23 protein-coding genes are annotated in these 24,628 nt (G+C 37.2%); 21 read left to right on the plus strand and 2 right to left on the minus strand.

Features of this window, described 5'->3' with window-relative positions; translation table 11 throughout:
• The first annotated feature begins 46 nt into the window (after window positions 1-46).
• The 21 genes from DWW91_RS21205 (at window position 47) to lptB (ending at window position 23,221) form a co-directional block, all read left to right on the plus strand.
• Entirely contained in the window at window positions 47-1,480 is a 1,434-nt protein-coding gene (locus DWW91_RS21205) for a LicD family protein (protein WP_122328860.1), read from the plus strand.
• 10 nt (window positions 1,481-1,490) lie between these two features.
• On the plus strand, window positions 1,491-1,838 hold the full coding sequence (locus tag DWW91_RS21210; protein WP_122328861.1) for a LytTR family DNA-binding domain-containing protein: 348 nt from the start codon (window positions 1,491-1,493) through the stop codon (window positions 1,836-1,838).
• Between the two features lie 224 nt (window positions 1,839-2,062).
• Window positions 2,063-2,248, plus strand: coding sequence for a TIGR04149 family rSAM-modified RiPP (locus DWW91_RS21215; RefSeq protein WP_122328862.1), 186 nt, complete (start codon window positions 2,063-2,065; stop codon window positions 2,246-2,248).
• A gap of 118 nt (window positions 2,249-2,366) precedes the next feature.
• On the plus strand, window positions 2,367-3,800 hold the full coding sequence (locus DWW91_RS21220) for a radical SAM peptide maturase (protein ID WP_233584547.1): 1,434 nt from the start codon (window positions 2,367-2,369) through the stop codon (window positions 3,798-3,800).
• Window positions 3,797-4,957, plus strand: coding sequence for a TIGR04150 pseudo-rSAM protein (locus DWW91_RS21225; RefSeq protein ID WP_122328863.1), 1,161 nt, complete (start codon window positions 3,797-3,799; stop codon window positions 4,955-4,957). The genes DWW91_RS21220 and DWW91_RS21225 overlap by 4 nt, the downstream gene beginning before the upstream one ends.
• Before the next feature lie 33 nt (window positions 4,958-4,990).
• Window positions 4,991-6,166: a 6-bladed beta-propeller gene (locus DWW91_RS21230; protein WP_233584548.1), complete on the plus strand. Its 1,176-nt coding sequence runs from the start codon at window positions 4,991-4,993 to the stop codon at window positions 6,164-6,166.
• Window positions 6,166-7,035, plus strand: a complete 870-nt coding sequence (locus DWW91_RS21235; RefSeq protein WP_122328864.1) for a hypothetical protein — start codon at window positions 6,166-6,168, stop codon at window positions 7,033-7,035. Before DWW91_RS21230 ends, DWW91_RS21235 begins: the two co-directional genes overlap by 1 nt.
• Before the next feature lie 11 nt (window positions 7,036-7,046).
• Complete coding sequence (locus DWW91_RS21240; RefSeq protein ID WP_122328865.1) at window positions 7,047-8,276, plus strand: TIGR04157 family glycosyltransferase; 1,230 nt, start codon at window positions 7,047-7,049, stop codon at window positions 8,274-8,276.
• A gap of 1 nt (window position 8,277) precedes the next feature.
• Complete coding sequence (locus DWW91_RS21245) at window positions 8,278-10,353, plus strand: TIGR04157 family glycosyltransferase (RefSeq protein ID WP_122328866.1); 2,076 nt, start codon at window positions 8,278-8,280, stop codon at window positions 10,351-10,353.
• 13 nt (window positions 10,354-10,366) lie between these two features.
• Window positions 10,367-11,800, plus strand: a complete 1,434-nt coding sequence (locus DWW91_RS21250; RefSeq protein ID WP_122328867.1) for a Gfo/Idh/MocA family protein — start codon at window positions 10,367-10,369, stop codon at window positions 11,798-11,800.
• A gap of 14 nt (window positions 11,801-11,814) precedes the next feature.
• Window positions 11,815-13,209 carry a galactosyltransferase-related protein gene (locus tag DWW91_RS21255; protein ID WP_122328868.1) on the plus strand — a complete coding sequence of 465 codons (1,395 nt, stop codon included), beginning with the start codon at window positions 11,815-11,817 and terminating at the stop codon, window positions 13,207-13,209.
• A 10-nt stretch (window positions 13,210-13,219) separates the two neighbouring features.
• Window positions 13,220-15,415, plus strand: coding sequence for a peptidase domain-containing ABC transporter (locus DWW91_RS21260; RefSeq protein ID WP_122328869.1), 2,196 nt, complete (start codon window positions 13,220-13,222; stop codon window positions 15,413-15,415).
• An 11-nt stretch (window positions 15,416-15,426) separates the two neighbouring features.
• Window positions 15,427-17,316 carry a glycosyltransferase gene (locus tag DWW91_RS21265; RefSeq protein WP_122328870.1) on the plus strand — a complete coding sequence of 630 codons (1,890 nt, stop codon included), beginning with the start codon at window positions 15,427-15,429 and terminating at the stop codon, window positions 17,314-17,316.
• Between the two features lie 18 nt (window positions 17,317-17,334).
• Window positions 17,335-18,276, plus strand: a complete 942-nt coding sequence (locus DWW91_RS21270) for an HlyD family efflux transporter periplasmic adaptor subunit (protein WP_122328871.1) — start codon at window positions 17,335-17,337, stop codon at window positions 18,274-18,276.
• A 78-nt stretch (window positions 18,277-18,354) separates the two neighbouring features.
• Entirely contained in the window at window positions 18,355-18,822 is a 468-nt protein-coding gene (locus DWW91_RS21275) for a hypothetical protein (RefSeq protein ID WP_224264352.1), read from the plus strand.
• A gap of 211 nt (window positions 18,823-19,033) precedes the next feature.
• Window positions 19,034-19,477: an HU family DNA-binding protein gene (locus DWW91_RS21280; protein ID WP_009859586.1), complete on the plus strand. Its 444-nt coding sequence runs from the start codon at window positions 19,034-19,036 to the stop codon at window positions 19,475-19,477.
• 11 nt (window positions 19,478-19,488) lie between these two features.
• A complete protein-coding gene (locus DWW91_RS21285) occupies window positions 19,489-19,683 on the plus strand; it encodes a hypothetical protein (RefSeq protein WP_009859585.1) in 195 nt (64 codons plus the stop codon).
• Window positions 19,680-20,165, plus strand: coding sequence for a D-Ala-D-Ala carboxypeptidase family metallohydrolase (locus DWW91_RS21290; protein WP_009859584.1), 486 nt, complete (start codon window positions 19,680-19,682; stop codon window positions 20,163-20,165). The genes DWW91_RS21285 and DWW91_RS21290 overlap by 4 nt, the downstream gene beginning before the upstream one ends.
• Window positions 20,162-20,605, plus strand: a complete 444-nt coding sequence (locus DWW91_RS21295; protein WP_122328872.1) for a hypothetical protein — start codon at window positions 20,162-20,164, stop codon at window positions 20,603-20,605. Before DWW91_RS21290 ends, DWW91_RS21295 begins: the two co-directional genes overlap by 4 nt.
• A 232-nt stretch (window positions 20,606-20,837) precedes the next feature.
• Window positions 20,838-22,340: a leucine-rich repeat domain-containing protein gene (locus DWW91_RS21300; protein WP_233584549.1), complete on the plus strand. Its 1,503-nt coding sequence runs from the start codon at window positions 20,838-20,840 to the stop codon at window positions 22,338-22,340.
• 128 nt (window positions 22,341-22,468) lie between these two features.
• A complete protein-coding gene (gene lptB, locus DWW91_RS21305) occupies window positions 22,469-23,221 on the plus strand; it encodes an LPS export ABC transporter ATP-binding protein (RefSeq protein ID WP_009859581.1) in 753 nt (250 codons plus the stop codon).
• Window positions 23,222-23,233: 12 nt separating this feature from the next.
• On the opposite strand, the gene DWW91_RS21310 is transcribed toward lptB, so the two are convergent.
• A complete protein-coding gene (locus tag DWW91_RS21310) occupies window positions 23,234-24,124 on the minus strand; it encodes a CPBP family intramembrane glutamic endopeptidase (RefSeq protein ID WP_122328874.1) in 891 nt (296 codons plus the stop codon).
• Window positions 24,125-24,206: 82 nt separating this feature from the next.
• Window positions 24,207-24,452 carry an RNA-binding protein gene (locus tag DWW91_RS21315; RefSeq protein WP_009859579.1) on the minus strand — a complete coding sequence of 82 codons (246 nt, stop codon included), beginning with the start codon at window positions 24,450-24,452 and terminating at the stop codon, window positions 24,207-24,209.
• Between the last annotated feature and the right edge of the window lie 176 nt (window positions 24,453-24,628).

Genomic DNA, 24,628 nt, shown 5'->3' on the forward strand with positions numbered 1-24,628 from the left:
TTGTACGTATATTGATTAATTGTTTAATAATCAAGATGTATATAATATGAAATATGAGAAAGAAATAAACGCTATAATATTAGCTGCCGGGATGGGGACTCGCTTGCAGCCGGTCACTAATAAACTTCCAAAATGCCTGATATCTATATACGGTATTCCAATTATAGAGAATCAAATACAGGCATTGCGGAAATTGGGAGTTAACAGGATTTGTATCATAGCAGGATATCTGTGCGATAAATTAGCCTATTTGGTCAAAAAATATCCCAATATAGAAATTAGAGTTAACAATAAATTTGATTTATACAACAATCTGTATTCTTTGTATTTAGCTCTTGATATGCTTGGAGATAGCTTTATATTGGATGGCGATGTATATATTGGAGACTGTTGCCTCCCAATAATGAAAGACGCTGTACAAAAAATAGATACATCTCTTTTATTTACAGTGGAGAAGTTCTCTTCTGAGCCGGAATGGATCCCTGTATTAAATGAAGATGGGTATGTTAATGAAATTTATACAACGAATCAACCAGGATTTTATAGGATGATGTCGGGCATCTCTTATTGGAATAGAGCTGATGGCACTATTTTACAAGAATATCTAATAAAATATATCGATGGCAATCATTATAAAGATTTTTTTTGGGAACAAATCATTCTGGATAATTGTAATGACTTTACAATTAGAACAGAGTTGCTGGAATCTGTTTATGAAGTGGATACTATTGATGATTTAGAAAAACTAAACAGTTGTCTGTTTCCATATTCCTATCCTCAATACCCAGATGAAAGAGAGAAAGGAAAAACATCTCAGGAACAATTGAAGTTTGTATTGGTAAGAATGTTGAAAATATTTGATTGTATCTGCAAAAAGCATGATATCGATTATTGGCTGGATTATGGAACTCTGTTAGGGGCTATACGTCATAAAGGTTTTATTCCTTGGGATAATGATATTGATATCGGCATACTTCGTGCGGATTATGAGTTGTTTCTAGAAAAAGGAGTAAGGGAGTTACCAAAGGATATTTTCTTTCAGAATAGTGATACTGATCCGAGTATGGCGTCTTTCAGTTGGTTAGTTGAGGCACGCTTGCGAGATCGTTATAGCAATTATTTAGATTCGGAAAAAACAATGGGCAATACTATAAACTGGCATAATGGCATACAATTGGATTTTTTTGTATATGACCAGGATGCCATTTATGAAAATGCAATATCCAATAGTTTTGAAAGGTATTTGAATAATAGCCGGATACATTTATTGATTGATGAAATAGAAATGTTGGATGAAGCCTATTTTGAAGGGAATCTTTATCCTGTTCCGGTTGGTTATTGCACTTATTTGCAACGCTGTTATGGTAATTATATGGAATTACCTCCGGAGAAGGACAGAAGATATCCATTAGTTGATATTTTTACTCCATGCGATCATTCGGAGAGTTTGCAATGGAACACTACGATTAATAATAAATAATATGTGAACAATGGAGATACTCGATTTTAAAGATGATTACTTTATTTACTCTAATAGAGGAGGTCTATCAAAAGCTTTTTATGACGATTTATTTGTTGTTGAGTGTGATAAGCCATTTGTCTGTTTCTATTTGAAAGATAAAAAATTTCTGGTACAATGTACTTTGGCTACTATTGCAAAATCGTTAAAAGATTATTTTGTTCAGGTAAATAGACAAGTTATTGTAAATATGAAGCATGTAGAGCATATTGTTTGTCTACGAGGATCCTATTGGGTTATGATGAAGAATAGAGTTCAATATAAGATAAGTGAACGCCGAGAAAAAACGGTTCGTGATGCATTTCGTCTGTATGCTTGATCTGAGTTGTATAAACTCAAATGGATGGCTGAAGATTTATATACGCAGTCAATAGTAACTCATAGGTGACTTGTTTGGATATAAAATTTTAGTTTTACTTAATAAAAAGATGCGTTCAGTATGAAAATACCTGCGTTTGGGGGTTAAAGGTGAAATTTCCTTGGTGGATAAAAAGTAAATGGTTAATATTGTCTACAAGTAGTATAAACTTAAATTTGAATGATATGAAAAAATTAGGTAAAATCAAATTGAATCAATTCAGCAAAGATGAATTAGAATTACGTGAATTGAATGCATTAAAAGGTGGTTGTGAATGTGCTAGATGTGGTACTTGTTCATGCTACTATATTTTTCCGGAAACAGGAGGTTTTGATCATCATGTTGATTCTAGAGATAAATTTGCGTATTGATTTTTCTAGATTATTAGAGTTGATATGTCAGATTTTATTAATTTGTAAAGTATGTAATGATATCGACGACTAATAGTAATATTAGTTGTCGATATGAATGTTAACTAATTATTTTATTATGATACAAACACTCTTTCATACATCGGAAAATGAAAATTCATATATATTCGATGACCAAAGCCGATTATCGATGTTAATACACCCTGAACTAATAAAAGCTTCAGAAAAGTCAGTAGACAATGAGTCGTATTATTCTAAAAAGTATGAGTATTTGAAAAAGTATGGTTTCTTTGGAACTCCAAAACTTGCTAATATAGATATTATAAGCGAGTCAATGGTAAAAGAAAGTATTATTCAAACAAAGCAAATTGTATTCGAAGTAACAGATAGTTGTAATTTGAGATGTACGTATTGTGCTTATGGTGAATTGTACGAAGGATTTGATACAAGAAATCAAAAAAATATAAATGTAGATTATGCTATTAAATTACTAAAATATGTTTTTGGATTGAAGTACAAAAATAAGAATAATAAACTGAATATTGGTTTTTATGGAGGTGAGCCTCTTTTGAATATAAAGTTTATCAAACAGATAGTTAGGCTTGTCAATCAATATAAACAGGAGAAAGAGTTGGATGTGTCATATACTATGACTACAAATGCTACATTGATACATAAATGCATTCCTTTTTTAGTTGAAAACAAATTTCGTCTACTTATTAGCTTAGACGGGAACGCAAAAAATCATAGTTATCGCTCTTTTAGTAATAATAAAAATTCTTTCGAAAAAGTAATTGAAAATATTGATTTTATTCAAAATGAATATAGAGAGTATTTTGAACAAAATGTGAATTTTAATGCTGTTTTGCATAATCGAAATTCAGTGAAGGAAATTTATGAATTTATTTATTCTAGATATCATAAAATTCCTAGAATTTCAGAACTAACATTTGATGGTCTGAATCCAAGTAAAAAAGCTATTCATGATAAAATATTTCATAGTAAAAGAAAAAGTGAATACGAATACCAAAAGGAAGAATCGAATCTTCTTCCTGTGGTTGAACTATCAATATTTCAGGAGTTGTCTGATTTTTTGAAATATAATTCAGTGAATTTTTATCTATCCAATATTGCCGATGTATGGCATGGTGTGGAAAAATATGTGCCAACAAGTACCTGTTTGCCTTTTCAAAGAAAAATACTTTTAACAACCCGTGGAAAATTATTAGCATGTGAAAAAATTAGTTATAATAAATTTGCGTTGGGTGAGGTTGGAAAAGAGGTTAAAATTGATATATCTGAAATTGTTAATAAGTATAATTTGTATTATAATTATATGATAAAACATTGTCAAAATTGTTATGAATATAGGTTTTGTGGTGTTTGCTTATTTCGTATGAAAAACTTTGATAAATTGGGTTCTGAAGACTTTGTTTGTGATAGATTTCAAGATTATAGTGATTTTAAGAATAAACTATATCATCTTTTTTCTTTTATCGAAAAATATCCTGCTAATTATTCTCAAATAATAGAAAATACAATATTGGAATGAAATATAAAGAAATAACAACCGATTATTGGTTCACTATTGAACCTTATGTTTTTATTAGTATAGTCAATAATAGTCTTTTATTGTACAATACTCTCGATGGAAAAACTATAGAATCAGATAAAGCTGATGTTATTGAATTGTTAGGAGAAATACTTAAAAAGGAAAATTGTGGTGTTGCTTTATTAAAAAAAGAAGTATATAAACATGACGATATCAATGCTTTTGTCAGTGAACTACGAGAAAAATTTATGGGCGATGTAATTGATGTTTCCTTATCAAAAGGTAAACCAGTTCAATTGCTACCTTTTTTTAATTTATCAAGCAAGCATGAATTATATAAGAAGATGAATTTTTCTCCACGCAAAAATATATTAGAAAATCTATCTGAAATTAATATTTATGTGGATTGTAAAACTGATGAAGCAAACCTTATTTCTTTTTTTAAATCTTTACCTGATAGACTGATAATTAATATTGTGTCTGATATGAATATATTGGTTAAATATAGTGAATTACTTTCCTTTTTTTATCGATACAGTTCATCAAAAAATATCATATGTTCATATGATACTATTTTGCCTTTACCATCAATTTTTAAAAATATTTTTTCATATAGAGTTTCTGTTGATTTTCCTATAGATATAGATAAGTGGAATGATTCAAAACAAACCTTGCTTAATCAGGCTTTGTCATTTGAGTATGTTTTTGATGTATCAACTATGGAGGAATATGAGTTAATAGAGCAATTTGTAGAAGAATTTAGCATTGAAAAATATCGTATAAATCCTATATATACCGGTAGTAATTTGAGTTTTTTTGAAAAAAATGTTTTTCTGACGAAAGATGATATTTTATCTACATCAATGACAGTAAAAAAAATTTTCGCTAACCAAGCAATTAATTTATTTGATTTTGGAAAAATAACTATTATGTCTAATGGTGATGCTTATGCTAATGTGAATTATCCATTATTAGGCAATATATATACTCATAGTATCCATGAAATAGTATATAATGAGATTGAAAAAGGTAAGTCATGGCTTCGAATTCGTAATCAATTCCCATGTGATAATTGTGTCTATCAGTGGATTTGCCCTTCTCCTTCAAATTATGAAATTGCGATTGGAAGGTCGAATCTATGCCATGTGATAAAATGATAGATTAGTGTTGTATTTAATTATAGAAAGTGGATGAAAATAGTGAATATTGTTTTGTTGATTATTTCCGCTATAATGGGACTTGTTGGGTGTGAAAAATCTGTAATTAATGAAGATGGAGTAATTGTTGTTGATGTTACTGCAAAATATCCTAAAAAGAATCTTGTTTTGCAGGATTTTATGGATGTGGAATATATTCCTTTAGAAACCTCAGGGGAGTTTATATGTCAAGGACTTGTATTGGATGTTACTAAGAATTTTATAGTAATAATCAACCGTAACTATGATGGAGATATTTTTATCTTTACTAGAAATGGTAAGGGGGTAAAGAAGATAAACAGAAAGGGACAAGGTGTTGGAGAATATACATATATTTCAGGAATAGTACTTGATGAAGATAGAGGTGAAATGTTTGTTAATGAGCATTTGGCAAAGAGGGTTATTGTATATGATTTATGTGGAAATTTAAAGCGAGTTTTAAAGCATAATGGGAATGCTATGTATAATAGAATATATAATTTCGATTATGATAATTTTATTTGCTATGATGGAACTGTGAATGAGCAATCATTTTCGCTCATATCTAAGCAGTCAGGAAATGTAATTAAGAATATCGAGATTCTTTTTGAAAAAAAGATAATGACATCGTTGATATTAAGGGATGAAAAAAATAATAGATCTTACTCTGCACGTCTTCCTTACGAACCTATAATTCCTTATTATAATAATTATGTAATTACCGAACCTTCATCTGATACAGTCTACATATATTCTTCTAATCATGATATGATTCCGTTGATTATAAGGACTCCATCTATTCAATCTATGGTACCTGAAGTCTTTCTTTGTCCAAGCATTGTGACAGATGATTTTTATTTTATGGAAATAGTAAAAAAAGAGTATGATTTTGTGCTTAAACGAGGATTTCCCAATGTTTGTTTGATGTACGACAAAAAGAATAAAGCGATATTTGAATATATTGTATACAATGAGGACTATTTAAATAAAAGTAAAACATTTATGAATACGAGACCTCTAGGTAATAAAATAGCAACTTGGCAAAATTTGGAGGCTTACAAACTTGTAGATGCTTATAAAAAGGGGCAACTTAAAGGAAAGTTAAAAGAAATTGCTGCTACTTTGGATGAAGAATCCAATCCGGTTATCATGTTGATAAAGTATAAAAATAGACATAATTATGTAAGGTAATGCAAAAAAAAAATATAAAAATAGAAGAAGACTTGCAGCAGATAGCTAATATGCTTTTGCTAAACGGTACTTTAACTCAATGTCCGGGTTTGGTGCATGGAAAAATGGGGATTGCGATTTTCTTTTTTCATTATGCTTTGTTTACAGGTAACGAATTGTTTGCTGATTATGCAATGGATGTGATTGGTGAAATGTTAGATCAAATTCACGTTAACAGTCCTGCTGATTACGAAAGAGGAATCGCTGGTATCGGAGTTGGAATTGATAATTTAATTTTTAATGATTTTTTAAGTGTAGAGGATGATATTTGTGAGGGTTTTGATCAACGAATGTTTCGAGCTGTGATGTATGATCCTTATTCGGATTTTACTCTATATGGTGGATTAATCGGTTATGGGCAATATTGGATTACACGACTACGTTATCAAGAGTCAACTATTTTGGCACGAAAATGTCTATCACATATAACAGTTCTGATTAGTGAAAGATTTTCTGATATATCAATCACAGAGCAGACGGATGTATTTTGTTTTCTATGTGATTTACAGAAAATATCAGGTTTTGATGATTGTTTCAGGCTCTTGGATCTATGTCAGAGGAAATGGAATTTGCAATCGTTATCTATAGTTAAAAGGTTTTCTCGGCTGGGGGATTCAATGGTTGGTAATTTTATTCGTGCTTATCAGTGTAATAGGTATTTCAATGATGTTTTACAAGATGAATTTGATATTGCTTTGAGGCAAATACCAAATTTGGATATAGGAAAAGCTCCTACTAACGCTGGTATTCTTAATGGATACTCAGGTGAAGGTATGCTACGAATGCTAGCACTAGGCCAAGCAAATATATCATGGATGCACCTTTTGTAATTTGTAATTAAATGAATTTGTATATTTTCAATCAAACTCGTCGTGGATCTGTATTTGGAGTTGGTACTTATATCCGTGAATTGGTTTCAGCTTTGAAAGGCTGTGATATAAATATTTGCGTAGTAAATTTGATATCTGAAAAACCTCAAATACAAGTAGAACAAATAGATGGGATAGAACATTTATGTTTTCCTTTAGTTATTCAGGATCAACGAACAACAAGCAATGAGGATCAGTGGAAATTATATTGTCGTAATGTAGTATATTTGCTTCAATTGTATATCAAGGATAAAAAGGATTTGATATTTCATCTCAATTTTTTTGAAAGTGGTAAATTAGTCGAAGAATTGAAAAATACTTTCGATTGTAGTATTCTTGCTGTTGTCCATTTTTTTGATTGGGGGTTTAATATTTATGACAATCCGGAGAGATTGCGGCATATTTTAAAAGAAAAATATCCGGATAGTTTTGGAAAAAAACTACAAAAAACATTTGAAGAGGAAAAATTATATTATTCTAGGGTAGATCATGTCCTTTGTTTGTCAAATTATATGAAAGGCTTTTTATGTAGGGATTATGGAATTTCGGCTGCTAAAATATCGGTCATTTCAAATGGGGTATGCGATGTGGTTGATACATCAATTAATATTAAACATCTTCGGAGAAAATGGAATATATTATCTGAAGAAAAAATCATCCTTTTTGTTGGTCGTATTGATGAAGTTAAAGGAGTAATTTATTTGATCAAAGCTTTTCGTGAAGTGCTGAAAACAAATAAAAATTGTCATTTGATAATGGCAGGTAGTGGTGATTATGACAAGTGTTTTCTAGAATGTAAAGATATTTGTATCAAAACAACATTTACTGGATTACTAGAAAAGGAAGATTTATATGAACTCTATCAAATAGCAGATATTGGCGTTGTGCCTTCGTTATTCGAGCCATTTGGTTATGTAGCTGTTGAAATGATGATGCACCAATTGCCAGTTGTGGTTACGGCAACTTCAGGATTGAACGAAATAGTGGATAACACCTGTGGGTTAAAAATTCCCCTTACTGTCTTACCTGATAGTGTGGAAATAGATTCGAAATTATTGTCGGAAAAGATTTTATATCTGATAGAACATCCGACAGAAGCCAAACAAATGGGAGAAAATGGACGAGGAAGGTTTCTAAATAATTATTCTTCGAAGATATTTTGTGAGAATATGTTATGGATATATAAATCAATATGCACATAAGATGAATCTGTATATTTTTAATGAAACAAACCCTGCGACAAGTTATGGGATAGGTACTTATATTAAGGAACTGGTTGTTGTTTTGAAAAATAGTGGTGTGAATGTTTGTGTGGTGAACTTAAATTCTGACAAGTTACAGATAATGTCAGAAGAGATAGAGGGTGTACTTTATTTGTATTTTCCTCCACCTATACAATGGTCAAATGAACTCTCGGAACATTGGGACTTATATCATCATAATATCGTATATTGGCTTCAATTACATATAAAGAATAAAGAAAATCTAATATTTCATTTGAATTATAACAAAAAAGGTAAACTTGCAAAAGAATTGAAAGATGTATTCAAATGTAAAATTATACTGACAGTACATTATCTTGATTGGTGTTTCAAACTATTAGGAAATCAAGTTCGTTTAAAAAAAATATTGGAAACACAACAATTAGTTCAGAGAGATAAAGAAATAGAACTGTTGAAGGATAGCTTCCAAATAGAAAAAGATACTTTTCAGATAGTAGATTATATCATTTGTCTTTCAAATAAAACGCGACAAATATTACAGGATGATTATAAAATAAATTCGAATAAAATTGTGACTATATGTAATGGACTAACAGATACTACTTCTGTTTCTGAAAAATCCATGTTACGGCAAAAATTTAATATACCATTAAATGTTCCTATCATATTATTTGTAGGGAGAGTAGACAATAGTAAAGGATTAAAGTATGCATTACGGGGTTTTCGAATTATATTAAAAATGTGTCCGGATTGTCGTTTTATTATTGCAGGAAATGGAGACTTTGATCTTCATATGGCAGAATGTGAAGATATTTGGATGAATGTTATTTGGACAGGATTAATAAAGAAGGAAAAAGTCTATGAATTATATACAATAGCAGATTTAGGTATTATGCCTTCCTTTCATGAACAATGCAGTTACGTAGCTATAGAAATGATGATGCATGGATTACCAATCGTATGCAGTACTTCTGCCGGTTTGTATGAAATGGTAGAGAATAATATTACTGGCTTACACATACCAGTGATAGAATATACTGATAAAACAGAAATTGATAGTTCACTATTGGCTGAAAAGATGTTATACCTACTACAACATCCGATTGAAGCTAAACAGATGGGCCAAAACGGGCGTAGAAGATATCTAAACAACTATTCTTCGAATATATTTCGTGGGAATATGTTGAAAATCTATGAATCATGTTGGCATAGTGATGATGGTAAGATTAAAGTTTTGATAGTTACAGGACAGAGCAATCATAATTGGGAGGTCAGTCACCTTGCGATCAAGCAGATTCTTGAGAACTCCGGACTTTTTACGGTCAATGTCGCCATATCGCCCGAAACCGGAAAGATCATGTCGAATTTCAATCTTGATTTTGCATCTTACCAATTGGTCGTACTCGACTACAATGGAGACAGATGGCCGGAGGAAACAGAAAAATCTTTTTTGGATTTTGTAGAAAAGGGAGGCGGTGTAATAATCTATCATGCTGCGAATAATGCTTTCAGAGATTGGAAAGAATATAATCGGATAATCGGTTTCGGGGGATGGGAAGATCGTGATGAAACAGCCGGTCCTTATATTTACATGCGGGATGGACGCTTGGTGTATGATAAGGAATCTTACGGGTGCGCCGGTTCACACGGTATTCAGCATGAGTTCGTGTTAAATTGCAGCAACCCGGAACATCCGGTAACGAAAGGTTTGCCTGTAGCATGGCGTCATGCACAGGATGAATTGTACGATCGTATGCGTGGTCCGGGTATTGTTAAAGATGTTTTGTTTTGGGGGTATTCCGATCCGGCAACGAAAGGCTCCGGGCGTGATGAGATGGCTATATTTACAGTCGATTATGGAAAAGCACGTATTTTTCATACTACTTTAGGTCATGCGGGAAATACTCTTGACAATAATATAGCAATGCAGTGTGCGGGATTTCAGGTTACATTGCTTCGTGGTGCCGAATGGGCGGCAACCGGTAATGTGACGCAGCCGGTGCCTGATGATTTCCCGACAGAGAAAAGTATTTCTTTGCGTAAAAATTACAAATAAAAAACAGTTTAATATGGAAATCGTTCCCAATTCGATTTTAGGCAAAAGCCACGGATATACAGCTCCTTCGGACAAATTGAATATTGCCGTTGCAGGTATTGGTGGTATGGGTATTACGAATATTCAGCATGTTTTTGAAACAGAGAACATCGTAGCCCTTTGTGATGTGGATTGGAAATATTCGAAGCCAGTATTAAATTGTTTTTCACGGGCGAAGAAGTATAAAGATTTTCGTAGAATGTATGATGAAATGGATAAACAGATTGATGCTGTTATGGTTGCAACACCTGACCATACCCATGCTATTATTGCTGCTACTGCTATAACATTAGGTAAACACGTGTATGTTCAAAAGCCATTAACCCATTCGGTCTATGAATCGAGATTACTAGCAAAGTTGGCAGCAGAATATAATGTTGCGACACAAATGGGGAATCAGGGAGCCTCTGATGAGGGTGTTGATCTGATATGTGAATGGATCTGGAACGGTGAAATCGGTGAAGTAAAGAAAGTTGAAACCGCTACTGATCGTCCTATGTGGCCGCAAGGATTGGAAACTCCTTCCAGAATACATAAAGTACCTCCTACATTGGATTGGGATTTGTTTATCGGTCCGGCTAAAATGAGACCTTTCAATTCCATTTATCATCCTTGGAATTGGCGTGGTTGGTGGGATTTTGGAACGGGCACTTTGGGGGATATGGGGTGCCATGTTCTACATCCTGCATTCAAAGCGCTTAAATTAGGTTACCCCGTGTCAGTTGAAGCTGCTTCTTCGCCTGGGTTTATTGATTGCGCTCCACAGTCGGAGTATGTGAAATTTGTTTATCCGGCTCGGGAAGGCATGCCCAAAGTTGATTTTCCGCAAGTGGAAATCCATTGGTATGATGGTGGTTTTATGCCGGAGCGTCCGACTGGATTTCCTCAAGGACGTCCACTGATGGGGATGAGTGGTGGTTTGACAATTTTTCATGGGACGAAAGATACGCTGCTTTGCGGTTCTTACGGACTCAGGCCCTGGCTGCTATCCAGACGTGTGCCGAATGTGCCCAGGACGATTCGCCGTGTAGATAGAGCGATGGAAGGTGGGCATGAACAGGATTGGGTACGTGCTTGTAAGGAAAGTCCGGAAAATCGTATAAAAACCAAATCTGATTTTTCGGAAGCGGGTCCGTTCAATGAAATGATCATGATGGGGGTATTGGCAGTTCGTCTGCAATCCTTGAATAAAATATTGGAGTGGGATGGAACGAATATGGAATTTACGAATATTAGTGACAATGAAGAAATCCGGCAGATGATTTCAAATGGATTTATAATCAAAGCGGGACATCCTTCGTTTAATGCTAAAATGTCGGATCCGATCAATGCCAAAGAATTTGCTGCCGGATTGATTAAACATAATTATCGCACGGGGTGGAATCTCCCTCTGGGAAATATCCGATAAAAAGATCTGTAATTATGGAAGCTCCTCAAAATATACATCCGGAAATCTTGTCTGCCATTCGTTTATTGTCAGAAGACAGGAATGTAAATATGGATACAGCCGTATCAATAATAGAAGATACGGTGTATAATTGTGATTTAAGTATATATCCGGATTTTTCAACCGGTTTAGCCGGTATTGGGTATGGTATCCAGTATTTGATTTGTACTGGCTTAATAGAAGAAGATGCTGATGAGGTGCTTGAAGAATGCGATCGACATCTTTTTTCCGCAGTTTATTTTCGTATGCATACTGATTTAACCCATGCAACAGGTTTGATGGGAATAGCTTCTTACTTTTTAGGAAGATTAGAAGACCCTAATGCTAGTGATAATAACTTGAGTACTTTAACAAGTAAGTCGGTTTTATTATCTATTTTGGATATTTTGTTGATTAGATTTGGTGTCGAAGGTTATGTCTCTTCCGAAATCAGAGAATTGCCCCGGATAAGTATGGCTGAAACACATGATGTTAGAAAGTTTATACAAGATTTTTTACATTATGATATATGTAATGAACTAGCATTGATATTGCAGAATAGAATAGAACAGAATCCTGTTTCACCGGCAAGAAGGTATAATAATTCAATCGATACGGACATGAGTGATGTAACGATTGTTATGCCGATACGTGTAGACAGTGATGATCGAATAGCAAATTTGAAAACTATAATTCGTTTGTATTCTACTCTTGAAAATATACATTTTATAATTTGGGAAGCGGATAATTATCAACATCTTTATATAGAAGAAAATGAGCGAATCAGTTATTCGTTTTGTATGGATGACAATCCTGTATTTCATTTTACTTATTATCGAAATGTGATGATAAAACAGGCAAAAACTCCTATAGTGATAGTGTGGGATGTGGATGTTTTAGTTCCTGAAGAACAACTATGTAGGGCTGTGGATGATGTAAGAAACCAACAGGCTGTTTTATCTTTTCCGTATGATGGTATTTGTTATAGTCTGCCGCCTGATATGAGTGATAATTTCAGAAATACGTTGGATTGGGAAGTTTTGCTTTCAGAAGAAGAAAAGTTTCCGACCATGTTCGGGCAATTGACTGCCGGAGGTATATTCGTTGTTGATCGTGAAAGGTACATGCGAGCCGGAATGGAGAATGAATATTTTCTTGGTTGGGGACCTGAAGATATTGAGCGGTTAAAACGGCTTACAATTTTGGACCTACCGGTATCGCGGGTAAAAGGTTGTATTTATCATTTATATCATCCGCGAAAGTTAAACTCTGGGTATGTAGATCGGTCTCAAAATTTGTCTGCCAAAAAAGAGTTACTTCGAATATGCAGGATGGGTAAGGCAGATTTGTTGGAAGAGATAGCTGATTGGTCATGGGGTGTTAAAAAGTGAAAGTAATCTCATGAAAAGAATATTCCCTCATTATCATCAACTCGATGCCGTAGACTGCGGTCCTACCTGCCTTCGTATGATTGCGAAGTATTATGGTCGTACCTATTCGGTTCAGTATTTACGTGAACAAGCTTTTATCTCGCGTGAAGGGGTATCGATGTTAGGGATTAGCGATGCCGCAGAATTAATCGGATTCCGTACAATGGGGGTAAGGATTACGCTGGAGCAATTACGGACAGAAGTCCCTATGCCATGCATTTTACATTGGAACCAGCAGCATTTTGTTGTTTGTTATAAAATAAAAAACGGGAAATATTATATTGCAGATCCGGCTAACAAAAAAGTGTCCTATGATGAAAAGGAGTTGGAGCGTTGCTGGTGTAGTACCTTAGTGGAAGGGAGAGATACCGGAGCCGCTTTATTATTGGAACCCGGACCGGACTTTTATGATCGCGGAGAAGTAGAGGAGCGAAAAGACAGGAAATTCTCTTTCTTCTTTCGTTATTTAACTCCTTATAAACGGGAACTTTTTCAGTTAGTGTTGGGGATGCTGACGGTGAGTATTCTACAGTTAATCATGCCATTTCTTACCCAGAGTCTGGTGGATACTGGTATTCGGGATAGTAATCTGAGTTTTATTACTCTGATTCTGATTGCTCAGTTAGTTATCTTTATTGCCCGGTTGTCTGTCGATTTTATCCGTAGTTGGATTTTATTGCATGTTAATACCCGAATCAATATTGCTTTGATTTCTGATTTTCTGGCGAAATTGATGCGGTTGCCCCTTCATTTTTTTGATACGAAAAAGGTTGGTGATATTATGCAACGTATCGGGGATCATAACAGAATTGAGTCGTTTATGACGGGAACTTCAATCAGTACATTGTTCTCTTTCGTCAATTTTATTGTATTTGGTTTTGTTCTGGCTTATTATGACCTAACTATATTAGGCTTGTTTTTATTGGGGAATGGCTTGTATGTTGCTTGGGTATTAGCTTTTATGAGATATAGGCGAGAATTGGATATCAAACGTTTTGCTCAGGCATCTAGTGAGCAAAGCAATCTATTCCAATTGGTAACCGGCATGCAGGAAATCAAGCTGAATAACTGCGAGACTGAAAAGCGTTGGGAATGGGAACGTATTCAAGTGAAATTATTTAAAATAAGTATTAAAGGGTTAGCTTTAGGGCAATATCAACAGCTCGGGTCGGTGTTTTTTAACCAAACCACCAATATCCTGATCTCCTTCACCGCAGCCCGGGCTGTTGTTTCCGGTGAGATGACTCTTGGTATGATGATGTCGCTCACCTATATTGTGGGGCAGTTGACTGCTCCGATCGAACAGTTTATTGGTTTTGCCCGTTCATTTCAGGATGCAAAGATTAGTTTGGAACGTTTGGGAGAGATCCATCAGCGGGAGGATGAAGAACAGACCTTAGCATTGAAAGTAAATGCTTTACCGGATAACAGGGCTTTGCAGATCGAGGATGTGAGTTTTAGTTATGACGGGGCAGACCGGGATTATGTGTTGGAACATATTAATCTGACGATCCCACAGCATAAGGTGACGGCTATTGTCGGGGCCAGCGGAAGCGGAAAGACGACATTAATAAAGTTATTGCTTGGGTTTTATGAACCGAACAAAGGAAATATCAAAGTAGGTGATCTGTCATTGAAGAATATGAATCCGCATGTATGGCGTGCCTGTACGGGATGTGTGATGCAGGATGGGTTTATTTTTTCGGATTCGATAGCGAAGAATATCGCTATAGGTGCGGAAGTGATCGATAAAGAACGGTTGTTGCATGCCGTGACTGTGGCTAATATCCGGGATTTTATAGATTCGCTACCATTGGGCTATAACACAAAAATAGGTATGGAAGGAAATGGTGTAAGCCAGGGACAGCGGCAACGTATCCTGATTGCACGTGCTGTATATAAGAATCCTGAATTTATCTTCTTGGATGAAGCAACGAATGCTTTGGATGCCAATAATGAACGGGAAATAATGGAACATCTGCATCAGTTTTATAAAGGAAGGACAGTGGTTGTGGTGGCTCACCGGCTGAGTACGGTGCGGGATGCGGATAATATAGTGGTACTGGATAAAGGACAGGTCGTGGAGGAAGGGACGCATGAGGAACTGACGGCACGGCGGGGTGTATATTATAAGCTGGTAAAGAATCAATTGGAATTGGGTTCATAAAATGTACTGATATGCCGGAGATTAGTGTTATTCTGAAAGTAGATGATGGAAATGGGGATTTGCAGGAAGCTGTGAATAATGTCTTTATGCAATTGTTTTCAGATTTTGAACTTCTTGTGTTGAAGGAAGGGGCTAATTACGAGGATACTCTGGATGGTATGGATGCAATCGATATGCGTTTGAGAATTTTGAATGTTGTATCATTTGAAGAACCGGGAGTATGGGGGCAGGTAATGGAAAGCATAAAGGGGAAATATGTTGTTTTAATGGATGCTGGTCATTTAATGGTTCCCAGGAAACTTCATACCCAATTTTCTTTTATGGAGGACCATAGAGATGTTGATGTTTGTGGTACCTGGGTAACGGAAAATGGAAATTCCGGAGTAAATCATTTTTATCAGGTACGGCATAATGATATTGTCATTGAGATGTTGTTTTCTAAAGCTATATATACTCAGTCGGTGATAATGCGCAAGTCTGTTTTTGGAGAGTTTCTAAAAACGTGTTTAGGGAAAATACAGAGACATGAATGTGTGGAATATTATGAGATATGGACTGACTTAATAATAAAGGGATATATTTTTGCTAATATTCCAGAGGTGTTGTTGAAAGTGCGAACAGGGGAAAATGTGTCTTTATTTTCTGATCCAAGTTTACAACGAGTAGATCTAAGAAATGTCCAATGTTGTTATCTGGATTATTTAATGAATAAGATCATTGAGCTTGACCCTGCGTATTTTGATTTTTTGAATAGTGCAGTTGAATTACAGAATAGTAATAAATTGACTTTTGAGGAGTGTAAAGGACTTGTTCGGAATATATATAGTTATATTAGAGAAAAAGAAGAGATACGTTTAAAGGAAGGCAAAATCAGGATATTGTTTTGTATCGATACATTAGGAGGTGGCGGTGCTGAAAAATTATTGATCGATATTTTGAAAAGATTTGATTATGATAAATATGCTGTTGATCTTTTAGTCCTATTTGAAAAGGGAATCTATTTTGTAGATATACCAGAGGAGGTTTCGTGGTTCTTTCCGGGTAGTGGAAAAGTCAAAAAGCGATTTTATGATATAGAGATTGCTTTTTTGGAAGGAGTGGCGGTAAAATATATTGCTGAAAGGGATAGCGCTGCTGTAAAAATAGCTTGGGTACACATTGATTTGTATAATTTTCATTGGACCAAATCTTTTTATAAGAGTGATGAGCATGAATATGAGGTTTACCAAAAAATGAATAAGATTATTTTTGTAACAGAAAATATTAAAAGGCAATTTGAAAGGTTGTTTGGAGGTATTCATGCAGAGTTATTAGTGATACATAACTTTATCGATCAGTCTGATCTATTGAAGAAATCAGAAGGTTATAAGGTCTCTAAAAGAAAGTTTACGTTATGTAGTATTGGGCGGTTAACGCCAATGAAGGGGTATTTGTCGTTAATACGGACTGTTCATCGTTTGGTAGATGATGGGTTGGATTTTGATTTATGGATTGTTGGAGAAGGTGAGCAAAGGATGGTATTGGAGGATTTAATTCAGGAAAGGTCTTTGAGTAATATTGTTTTCTTGCAAGGGTTTCATAAAAATCCGATTCCTTTTTTGAAAGAAGCTGATGTCTTTGTGTCTTCTTCTTCGGTAGAGGGCTTCTCTCTCGTTATAGGAGAAGCTTTATGTTTGGGAAAACCTGTTGTTGCTACGAAAAATGCTGGATCAGAAGAAGTCTTGGATGGGGGAAAATATGGAATGCTAATAGAACAGGGAGATGATTTCTTATATAAGGCGTTGAAAAATGTAATTCAAAGTGAGAGTTTGAGATTTGATTTGCGGTCTAAGGCTTTTGAACGATCTGGGTGGTTTGATGTATCTAAAGCAATGGATAAGATTTATAATGTTTTTCAATAACTAGTCAGTGTTGATAAAATGGAAGGAAAAGAAATAGAATTACGTAGCGAAGAGGTTCAGGAGGTGATGGGACAGATCCCGGCCTGGATTGTACGGTGGGGGATTACGATCTTGTTTATCGTGGTGCTGGCACTTTTGGTGGGTAGCTATTTCTTTAGATATCCGGATGTGATCACGACGGAGATGACATTGACAAGCCGGCATCCGGTGGCGGAGGTGGTGGCCCGCTCGTCGGGAAAGATAAATGAGCTTTATGTGTTTAACGGACAGGAGGTGAAGATGGGTGCTCCGTTGGCGGTGGTTGAGAACCCGGCCAGGACGGAGGATGTGTTCCGGCTGAAGAAGTTGTTGGCACGTTATCAGGAGCAGCCGGAACGTCTGAGCTATTATCTGTTGCAGGATGTGTGGCTGCTGGGGGATATTCAGTCGGCTTATATGAGTCTGGCATCGAAAGATATTTCAGCCCGCGATTACCGGGCTTCAGTCGGACAGTTACTAGCGGCGATCCGTGTCTGGGAGATGTCTTACTGCCTGGTGGCGCCGTCGGATGGAAAGGTTCAGTTGCTTGTGCAAGGGGCTCCGAACCTTTATTTGTCGGCGGGAGATATTTTTGCCCGTATGGTGCCTGAGGGTGGGGAGACCTGGATCGGGCGGGCCTTACTGCCGATTCAGCGGTCCGGAAAGGTGAAGGTCGGACAGCGGGTGATCGTGCGGTTTACGAATTTCCCGGATCAGGAGTTCGGTGTCGTGAACGGGCGTTTGTCGTCAGTTTCGCTGGTGCCTTCGGAAGACAATTATATGGTGGAGATTGCCTTCCCGGACGGACTGACCACCAATTATAGGAAGAATTTGCCTGTTTCTTATGAAATGAAAGCCACAGCCGAAATTGTAACTGATGATGTACGTTTGATAGAACGTTTCTTCCAGCCACTGAAAAAGATACTGAAAGAAGGGTTCTGAAGTTTTTTTGTTGTCTCTTTTGTCTCGTTTAGTGGCTTTCGAGCCGGGAAGGATGAACAATCCCCTTCCCGGATTCGTATGAAAAAGTTACTGATGGCACAGTTGGGTGCCGAGCCTACCGTCCAGCATTTTAATGAAATAGTGATAAATCTTCCGGAGAATGAAAAAGCCGGTTTTGTGAAAGGTACTTTCGGGTTGGCTTTCTCTGAGTGGGGAAACCTGAATGTTGCTTACCGTGAGTTTTTGGTCGCATTGATAAAGAGTAAACGACAGCAGTTTGTGGAGTTTGTTCGCAAGGATACGGTTCTGGGGGAATTCCTGTACGATCTGAAAGATAAAGAGTTGTTTGTGAAAATATTAAATCTGTTTGAGCGACCGTCTAAAAAGCATAAGATTTCTTATTCCAAGTTGGCTTTTTCTTTTTTGCTAGGGTTTAAGATGGACTTGGAAGTCAAGGGATTATCTGACAAAATCAGGTACGCCAAGGTGGATACGGATGATCTGGTTGAGTTGTTTGAGTTGATTGAGAAAGTAAAGTTAAGCTGAAGTTTATATTTAAAGAATATAAAATATGGGCGTTTCGGAAAAGCAGTAAGAACCGGGATTATAATCTCTTTATTGATCGTTTAAAAGATCAACCATTTGATTCTTATGTGATTATATTATTTGTGCTTCCTCTTCTTATTGCTTATTGCCTCTTTTTTACCGCCGTATCTTTGTGTTGTACTTAATTATTCACTTAAAAACATTTTTAATTATGGCACAAGGTTACAAGTTGGTTCTGCGCCCGTCGGAACCGGGAGTCAAAGGTTCCAAGAAGTTGTATTATGCGGTATCTAAAAGTACGGGATTTACGGATATCAGACGTTTATGCAAGTTGGTTGCTGCTAGAAGTACGGTATCGAGTGCGGATGTGAAAGCGGTACTGGATAATCTGAATTATATTCTGGATCTGGAATTGCAGGATGGTCGTATTGTTCAGTTGGGGGAATTCGGTAATTTCCGTATTACGGTCGGAAGCGAGGGCGTGGAGGATAAAAAGAAGTTCTCTGCAAGTATGATTCGTGCTCCGAAGATTGTTTTCACTCCCGGGTTTGATTTGCGTGAGACTAAGAAAACGATGGGTTATTCTTTGATTACTCCGGAAGTTGAAAAAACGGAGAATCCCGGAGGTGGTGAGGATCGTCCGGAAATCGAGTAATTCGATGATGGATGAAAAGAATGAATGTTCAATTGGTAATGGCCGTGCTGCTTTGTGCAGCCGGTCTTATCCTGATCTTTTCCGGTTTTTGGGTGGCTCCGACAGGGGAAATACATAATAGCGTTTTAGTCGCTTTCGGGGAGATCAGTACGTTTGCCGGAGCCTTGTTTGGAGTGGATTATTCATATAAAATAAGAAAAGAATGAAAACGAAATTTTGTCAATATGCAATAGAGGAACCTTTGACGTCGGAACAAATGAAGTGGAGAAGAAATCATCCGGATTGGATCAGTGATCATTTTTACATGGGGGAGTTTATCTACAGTGCGGTTGCTGTGGAGAAGGGCCTGGACAATACGCCGCCACCGGAAGCGCAGCGTGCAATCAGAAATCTGGTTAGAAAATTATTGGAGCCGCTTCGGGAGTATGCGGATTGTCCTATGGGGATGCATATCTCCAGTGGGTATCGTTGTGAAGAATTGAATCATCTGGTGGGTGGTGTCGCCGATTCCCAGCATCTGAAAGGGGAGGCGGCGGATATTTATACGTTCGGCAGTTGTCGTTTGCTGGAGGCTTTACAGCAAAGCCGGTTGAATTTTGATCAGGCGATTTATTACCGTCGCCGTGGTTTTATTCATTTGTCATTGAAATTGACGGGGAAGAACCGTCGCCAGGTGATTATCAAATGAGAGGTGGTATTTGTTTTTTATTACTTATAGCAGGATTGTCCGGCTGTGCATCGCGTAATCCCGGAAGCAGGAGAGAACTTCGTTCGTTCAGGGATTCGATATCGTATACACGGTTGGACACTTCTTGCCTGCATTATAATCGTGGGATGCTGTTGCGGGGCTGGTCTCGTTTGAAGGAGGTCTCCCTTTCTGTACCCGACAGTGCCAGTAAACAGTATGTAGAACGTATTGTATATGCTACTGAAGAATGGGGAATGGCAGATTCGACAGAGTTGGTGTCTGTGTCTGCCAATACGGTTAATGAGCAGGGTGTTACTTCATCCGTCTCCGTCGAGCAGGAAGTGACCAGAAGAAAAACGAGCCGGATTGTCTGGTGGATATTAATTCCTGGTTTGATCATTTTAATCTGTCTGCTACGAAAATTGCGACGGATAAAATAGATACTTTTGTTTGTATTGCACTATGAGAGTGCATTTTTAATCAGACGATGGTAAATTATGATGTTATAACTTCTTGGAATGAGTTATTAGTAATTAGCATGGGAAATGTTCTGTTTGTCTGTTACGGAAATCTTAACGGATTTAAATAACTTTAATCCTTTGGATCACGGATTGTTCGTATAAGTGTGTATCTTGCTAAAATGATAAATTGTTAACCAGAAAAGAAATGATTATGAGACACTATATCTGGATATTTGCTTTGTTGTTGCTTTCGATGGGGAGCCTGTCAGCGGAAGATTTCGGTTATGAGTTGCAGGATGGGAAGCTGACTATTCTGATGTATGGCGGTTATGCCGATTGGAAGAAGAATGCCAGTGAAAATGATAAAAGGGCAGTGACTGAAATTTATATAGAAGAGGGTGTTCCCGTTATTCCGAATTTGATATTTAAAGATTTGCCGCGTGTCGGGTCGGTAACGATTCCTGCTTCGGTGACGATGATAGGTGGGGCTGCCTTTGCGGGATGTAGCAATTTGTCATCTGTGGTGTTTGCTAAAGATTCGGAGTTGAGAACGATCGGTAAGTATGCTTTTTATGAAACAGCCCTGGAGTCTGTTGTAATACCGGCGTCTGTTACCGCGATCAGAAAGGCTGCTTTCAGATATTGCTATAATCTGTCGTCGGTTATATTTGCCGGAAACCAGAAGCTAAAGGAAATCGGTGAATGGGCTTTTTGTGAGACGTCTCTGGAATCGGTTGTAATCCCGGCTTCCGTAACTACTATAGGAAAGGCTGCCTTTACGGAGTGTAAGAGACTTTTGTCTGTAACTTTTACGGGAGACATGAATTTGAGGATGATTGGTGCTGGGGCTTTTTCCGGGACGAGGCTTCATTCTGTTATGATTCCATCTTCTGTTGCAACGATTGGGGAGGGGGCTTTCAGGTATTGCAGGAGATTGACGTTGGTGACGTTTGGTGGCGATAATTTAAAAGCGATCGGTGAGTGGGCTTTTTCAGAAACAGCACTGGCTTCATTCTCAATACCTTCTTCGGTTACTACGATTGGAGCGGGTGCTTTTGCTAAAACACCTCTTGAGTCGGTAATGGTTCCGTCTTCCGTAACGGCAATCGGAGGGGCTGCCTTTACTGATTGTAGAAAATTATCGTCAGTGACGTTTGCCGAAAAATCGGAATTAGAGAAGATCGGAGCAGGTGGTTTTTACGGAACGGCTTTGTCCTCCGTAGAACTTCCATTTTCCGTGAAAACGATTGGTGCAGGTTCTTTTTCCCATTCCGCTCTTAAATCTGTTGTAATTCCGGCATCTGTCACGGATATTGAACGTGCTGCTTTTTCCCAAACATATCTTACCTCAGTTATAATCCCATCTTCTGTGAAAGCGATTGGGAAAGAGGTGTTTCAATGTTGTTCCGAATTGACTGATGTTACTTTTCTCTCATCAAAGGCACCTGCCCGTTTTGGAGAGAATGTATTTGAGAATTGTTTTTCATTGGAAGCTATTTATGTCCCGGAAGGAAGTTCCGGTTATTCGGGAGAAAATTGGGTTAAATATGAAGATCTGATAAAGCGTAAAATCATGTTCGTTTCTTCCGGTTCGTTAACGGCTTTATATAATCTGTTTTCTTTTGACGAAATGGGTGGCTGGGGTGTCTTTAATCCTCTGATCTTCGGCTTGTTTGCTATAATCAGTGTGTTGAAAAAAATATTTTTAGGTTAATAAAATAGGAGAAGTGGTCATGAAAGCGGTTGGTTGGGTAGTTGGTGGTAATGGAATTGTAAGAAATGATAATAGTCTTGTGGAAAACTAATTAATTGCGTTTCTTTGTACCCGTAAATTATTAGGATATGGCAGACGAACAACAGATGGTGCTCCGGACGGAGGACCTGGTGAAAAAATATAGAACGCGAACGGTGGTGAACCATGTTTCTATTAATGTGAAACAAGGGGAGATTGTTGGATTGCTCGGTCCGAATGGGGCGGGAAAGACGACGACATTCTATATGACTGTGGGGTTGGTGACTCCTAATGAGGGAAAGATATTCCTGAATGATATGGAAATTACGAAATTCCCGGTTTACAAACGTGCCCGTAACGGGATCGGTTATCTGGCGCAGGAGGCTTCTATCTTCCGTAAAATGACGGTTGAGGATAATATCCGTTCTGTTTTGGAAATGACGGAAACTACTCCTGAATATCAGAAAGAAAAACTGGAAAGCTTGATCGCTGAGTTTGGATTGAACAAGGTTAGAAAGAACCTGGGAGACCAGTTGTCTGGTGGTGAACGCCGTCGTGCCGAGATTGCCCGCTGTCTGGCGATCGACCCTAAGTTTATTATGTTGGATGAACCGTTTGCCGGTGTCGACCCGATTGCCGTGCAGGATATCCAGACGATCGTTGCCAAGTTAAAGCATAAGAATATCGGTATCTTGATTACCGACCATAATGTGTACGAAACATTGAGCATTTGCGACCGTGCTTATTTGCTGTTCGAAGGAAAAGTGCTTTTCCAGGGAACAGCAGAGCAATTGGCAGAAAACGAGATCGTACGCGAAAAATATTTGGGGAAAGACTTCGTGCTGCGGAAAAAAGATTTATAAATTCAACTTATTTTATTGCAAAAGTCTCCTGATGTGCCGGGTGCATAAGAAGAACAGGACTAATGTCACTACTGCTAATGCAGAGTAAGGCAACAGGTTCGCGTTGGATATATCTCCGGTGATAAATTCATTCTCCCGCAGATGGATATCCGACATGCTGATAACGGCAAAAGCGTTATTGACGAAATGGGCGAAGACCGGAATCCAGATGTTTCTGCTCCAATATAACAAATAACCGAAATATGCTCCCAATAACATACGGGGAAGGAACCCGTAGAACTGCAAATGGAATGCGCTGAATAGAATAGCGGCAGACCAGATGACTATATGATGATTGGATGTCCATTGACCTATAATCCGTTGCAGGGCACCACGGAACAGAAATTCTTCTGTAATACCGGCCATTATAGCGATGACAAACAGATTCGACAGGAATGTAAGCATACCGTCGCCGGCTAAAAGCGTATTGGTAATTTGTTCGGCAAGGGCTTCCTGCGTTTTCATCCAGCTTTCGACCGGGGCCATGAACTCCGGCAGTATCATTTGCTTGTTCAGCAAAGCTGTCAGTGTGATCGCAGGGGACATCAGGAACATGCTGACCAGTGCTAGCAGCAGGATTTTGGTATCCACTTTACGCTTTATACAAAGGTAGGCGGCCGGGTCCGCACTGCACAGCCAGGCTACCGCCAGTGCCGGGAACAGGAAAGTCCCGATGGCTGACAACAACTGCATCATTCGCATCATATCGGGGTATTGCGTTATATTGACGGATACACCGTGTGACAAAACAAAGATTCCCGTTCCGATCAGGGATGATAGGACTGCTCCGAACAAAAGACTGACCAGCAGGAGCCATAACTGGAACATGGCCGGTTTACCGGCATATATACCTTTTAATACCATATCTATAATATTAATGTACGGACATAAAAAAACTTCTGCCCAAATATAGGTAGAAGTTTTTATTTCTTCAGGAAAGAATGAATTACATTTTTGGTCTGGCTTCTTTTACAACCATCTGACGACCTTCGAATTCAGCCTCGTTCAATTCTCCAATAGCTTTTTTAGCTGCTGCATCATCAGGCATTTCAACAAAAGCAAAGCCTTTTGATTTACCTGTTTCACGGTCTTTGATGATCTTTACAGAATCTACCACTCCGTATTCTTCCATTACTTGTTTCAGATCTTCTTCCCGAACACGATAGTTCAGGTTGCCAATGTAAATGTTCATAAAAATAGAAATAATTAAAAAATAAAATTGTTACTGATGAAAGTAATAAACCGGAATTTCGTAACAGTGATAGATAAATCGACAAGTAACAAGTAAATGAAGAAATAAAAAACAATGTTATTTACGTTCAAGGTAAATCCCCTTTCACATTACAAAGGAATACATTTATTTTAGAA

Source organism: Parabacteroides sp. AF17-3, from assembly GCF_003635445.1.
Classification (GTDB): Bacteria; Bacteroidota; Bacteroidia; order Bacteroidales; family Tannerellaceae; genus Parabacteroides; species Parabacteroides goldsteinii.

What these genes read in the sequence shown, in the direction of transcription:
- DWW91_RS21250 (WP_122328867.1), top strand. Translation starts at nt 10,367, where the DNA reads ATGGAAATCGTTCCCAATTCGATTTTAGGCAAAAGCCACGGATATACA.
- DWW91_RS21230 (WP_233584548.1), top strand. Translation starts at nt 4,991, where the DNA reads ATGAAAATAGTGAATATTGTTTTGTTGATTATTTCCGCTATAATGGGA.
- DWW91_RS21270 (WP_122328871.1), top strand. Translation starts at nt 17,335, where the DNA reads ATGGAAGGAAAAGAAATAGAATTACGTAGCGAAGAGGTTCAGGAGGTG.
- DWW91_RS21260 (WP_122328869.1), top strand. Translation starts at nt 13,220, where the DNA reads ATGAAAAGAATATTCCCTCATTATCATCAACTCGATGCCGTAGACTGC.
- DWW91_RS21220 (WP_233584547.1), top strand. Translation starts at nt 2,367, where the DNA reads ATGATACAAACACTCTTTCATACATCGGAAAATGAAAATTCATATATA.
- DWW91_RS21275 (WP_224264352.1), top strand. Translation starts at nt 18,355, where the DNA reads ATGAAAAAGTTACTGATGGCACAGTTGGGTGCCGAGCCTACCGTCCAG.
- DWW91_RS21225 (WP_122328863.1), top strand. Translation starts at nt 3,797, where the DNA reads ATGAAATATAAAGAAATAACAACCGATTATTGGTTCACTATTGAACCT.
- DWW91_RS21285 (WP_009859585.1), top strand. Translation starts at nt 19,489, where the DNA reads ATGAAAAGAATGAATGTTCAATTGGTAATGGCCGTGCTGCTTTGTGCA.
- DWW91_RS21210 (WP_122328861.1), top strand. Translation starts at nt 1,491, where the DNA reads ATGGAGATACTCGATTTTAAAGATGATTACTTTATTTACTCTAATAGA.
- DWW91_RS21315 (WP_009859579.1), bottom strand. Translation starts at nt 24,452, where the DNA reads ATGAACATTTACATTGGCAACCTGAACTATCGTGTTCGGGAAGAAGAT.
- DWW91_RS21245 (WP_122328866.1), top strand. Translation starts at nt 8,278, where the DNA reads ATGAATCTGTATATTTTTAATGAAACAAACCCTGCGACAAGTTATGGG.
- DWW91_RS21310 (WP_122328874.1), bottom strand. Translation starts at nt 24,124, where the DNA reads ATGGTATTAAAAGGTATATATGCCGGTAAACCGGCCATGTTCCAGTTA.
- DWW91_RS21235 (WP_122328864.1), top strand. Translation starts at nt 6,166, where the DNA reads ATGCAAAAAAAAAATATAAAAATAGAAGAAGACTTGCAGCAGATAGCT.
- lptB (WP_009859581.1), top strand. Translation starts at nt 22,469, where the DNA reads ATGGCAGACGAACAACAGATGGTGCTCCGGACGGAGGACCTGGTGAAA.
- DWW91_RS21290 (WP_009859584.1), top strand. Translation starts at nt 19,680, where the DNA reads ATGAAAACGAAATTTTGTCAATATGCAATAGAGGAACCTTTGACGTCG.
- DWW91_RS21280 (WP_009859586.1), top strand. Translation starts at nt 19,034, where the DNA reads ATGGCACAAGGTTACAAGTTGGTTCTGCGCCCGTCGGAACCGGGAGTC.
- DWW91_RS21255 (WP_122328868.1), top strand. Translation starts at nt 11,815, where the DNA reads ATGGAAGCTCCTCAAAATATACATCCGGAAATCTTGTCTGCCATTCGT.
- DWW91_RS21215 (WP_122328862.1), top strand. Translation starts at nt 2,063, where the DNA reads ATGAAAAAATTAGGTAAAATCAAATTGAATCAATTCAGCAAAGATGAA.
- DWW91_RS21240 (WP_122328865.1), top strand. Translation starts at nt 7,047, where the DNA reads ATGAATTTGTATATTTTCAATCAAACTCGTCGTGGATCTGTATTTGGA.
- DWW91_RS21300 (WP_233584549.1), top strand. Translation starts at nt 20,838, where the DNA reads ATGAGACACTATATCTGGATATTTGCTTTGTTGTTGCTTTCGATGGGG.
- DWW91_RS21295 (WP_122328872.1), top strand. Translation starts at nt 20,162, where the DNA reads ATGAGAGGTGGTATTTGTTTTTTATTACTTATAGCAGGATTGTCCGGC.
- DWW91_RS21265 (WP_122328870.1), top strand. Translation starts at nt 15,427, where the DNA reads ATGCCGGAGATTAGTGTTATTCTGAAAGTAGATGATGGAAATGGGGAT.
- DWW91_RS21205 (WP_122328860.1), top strand. Translation starts at nt 47, where the DNA reads ATGAAATATGAGAAAGAAATAAACGCTATAATATTAGCTGCCGGGATG.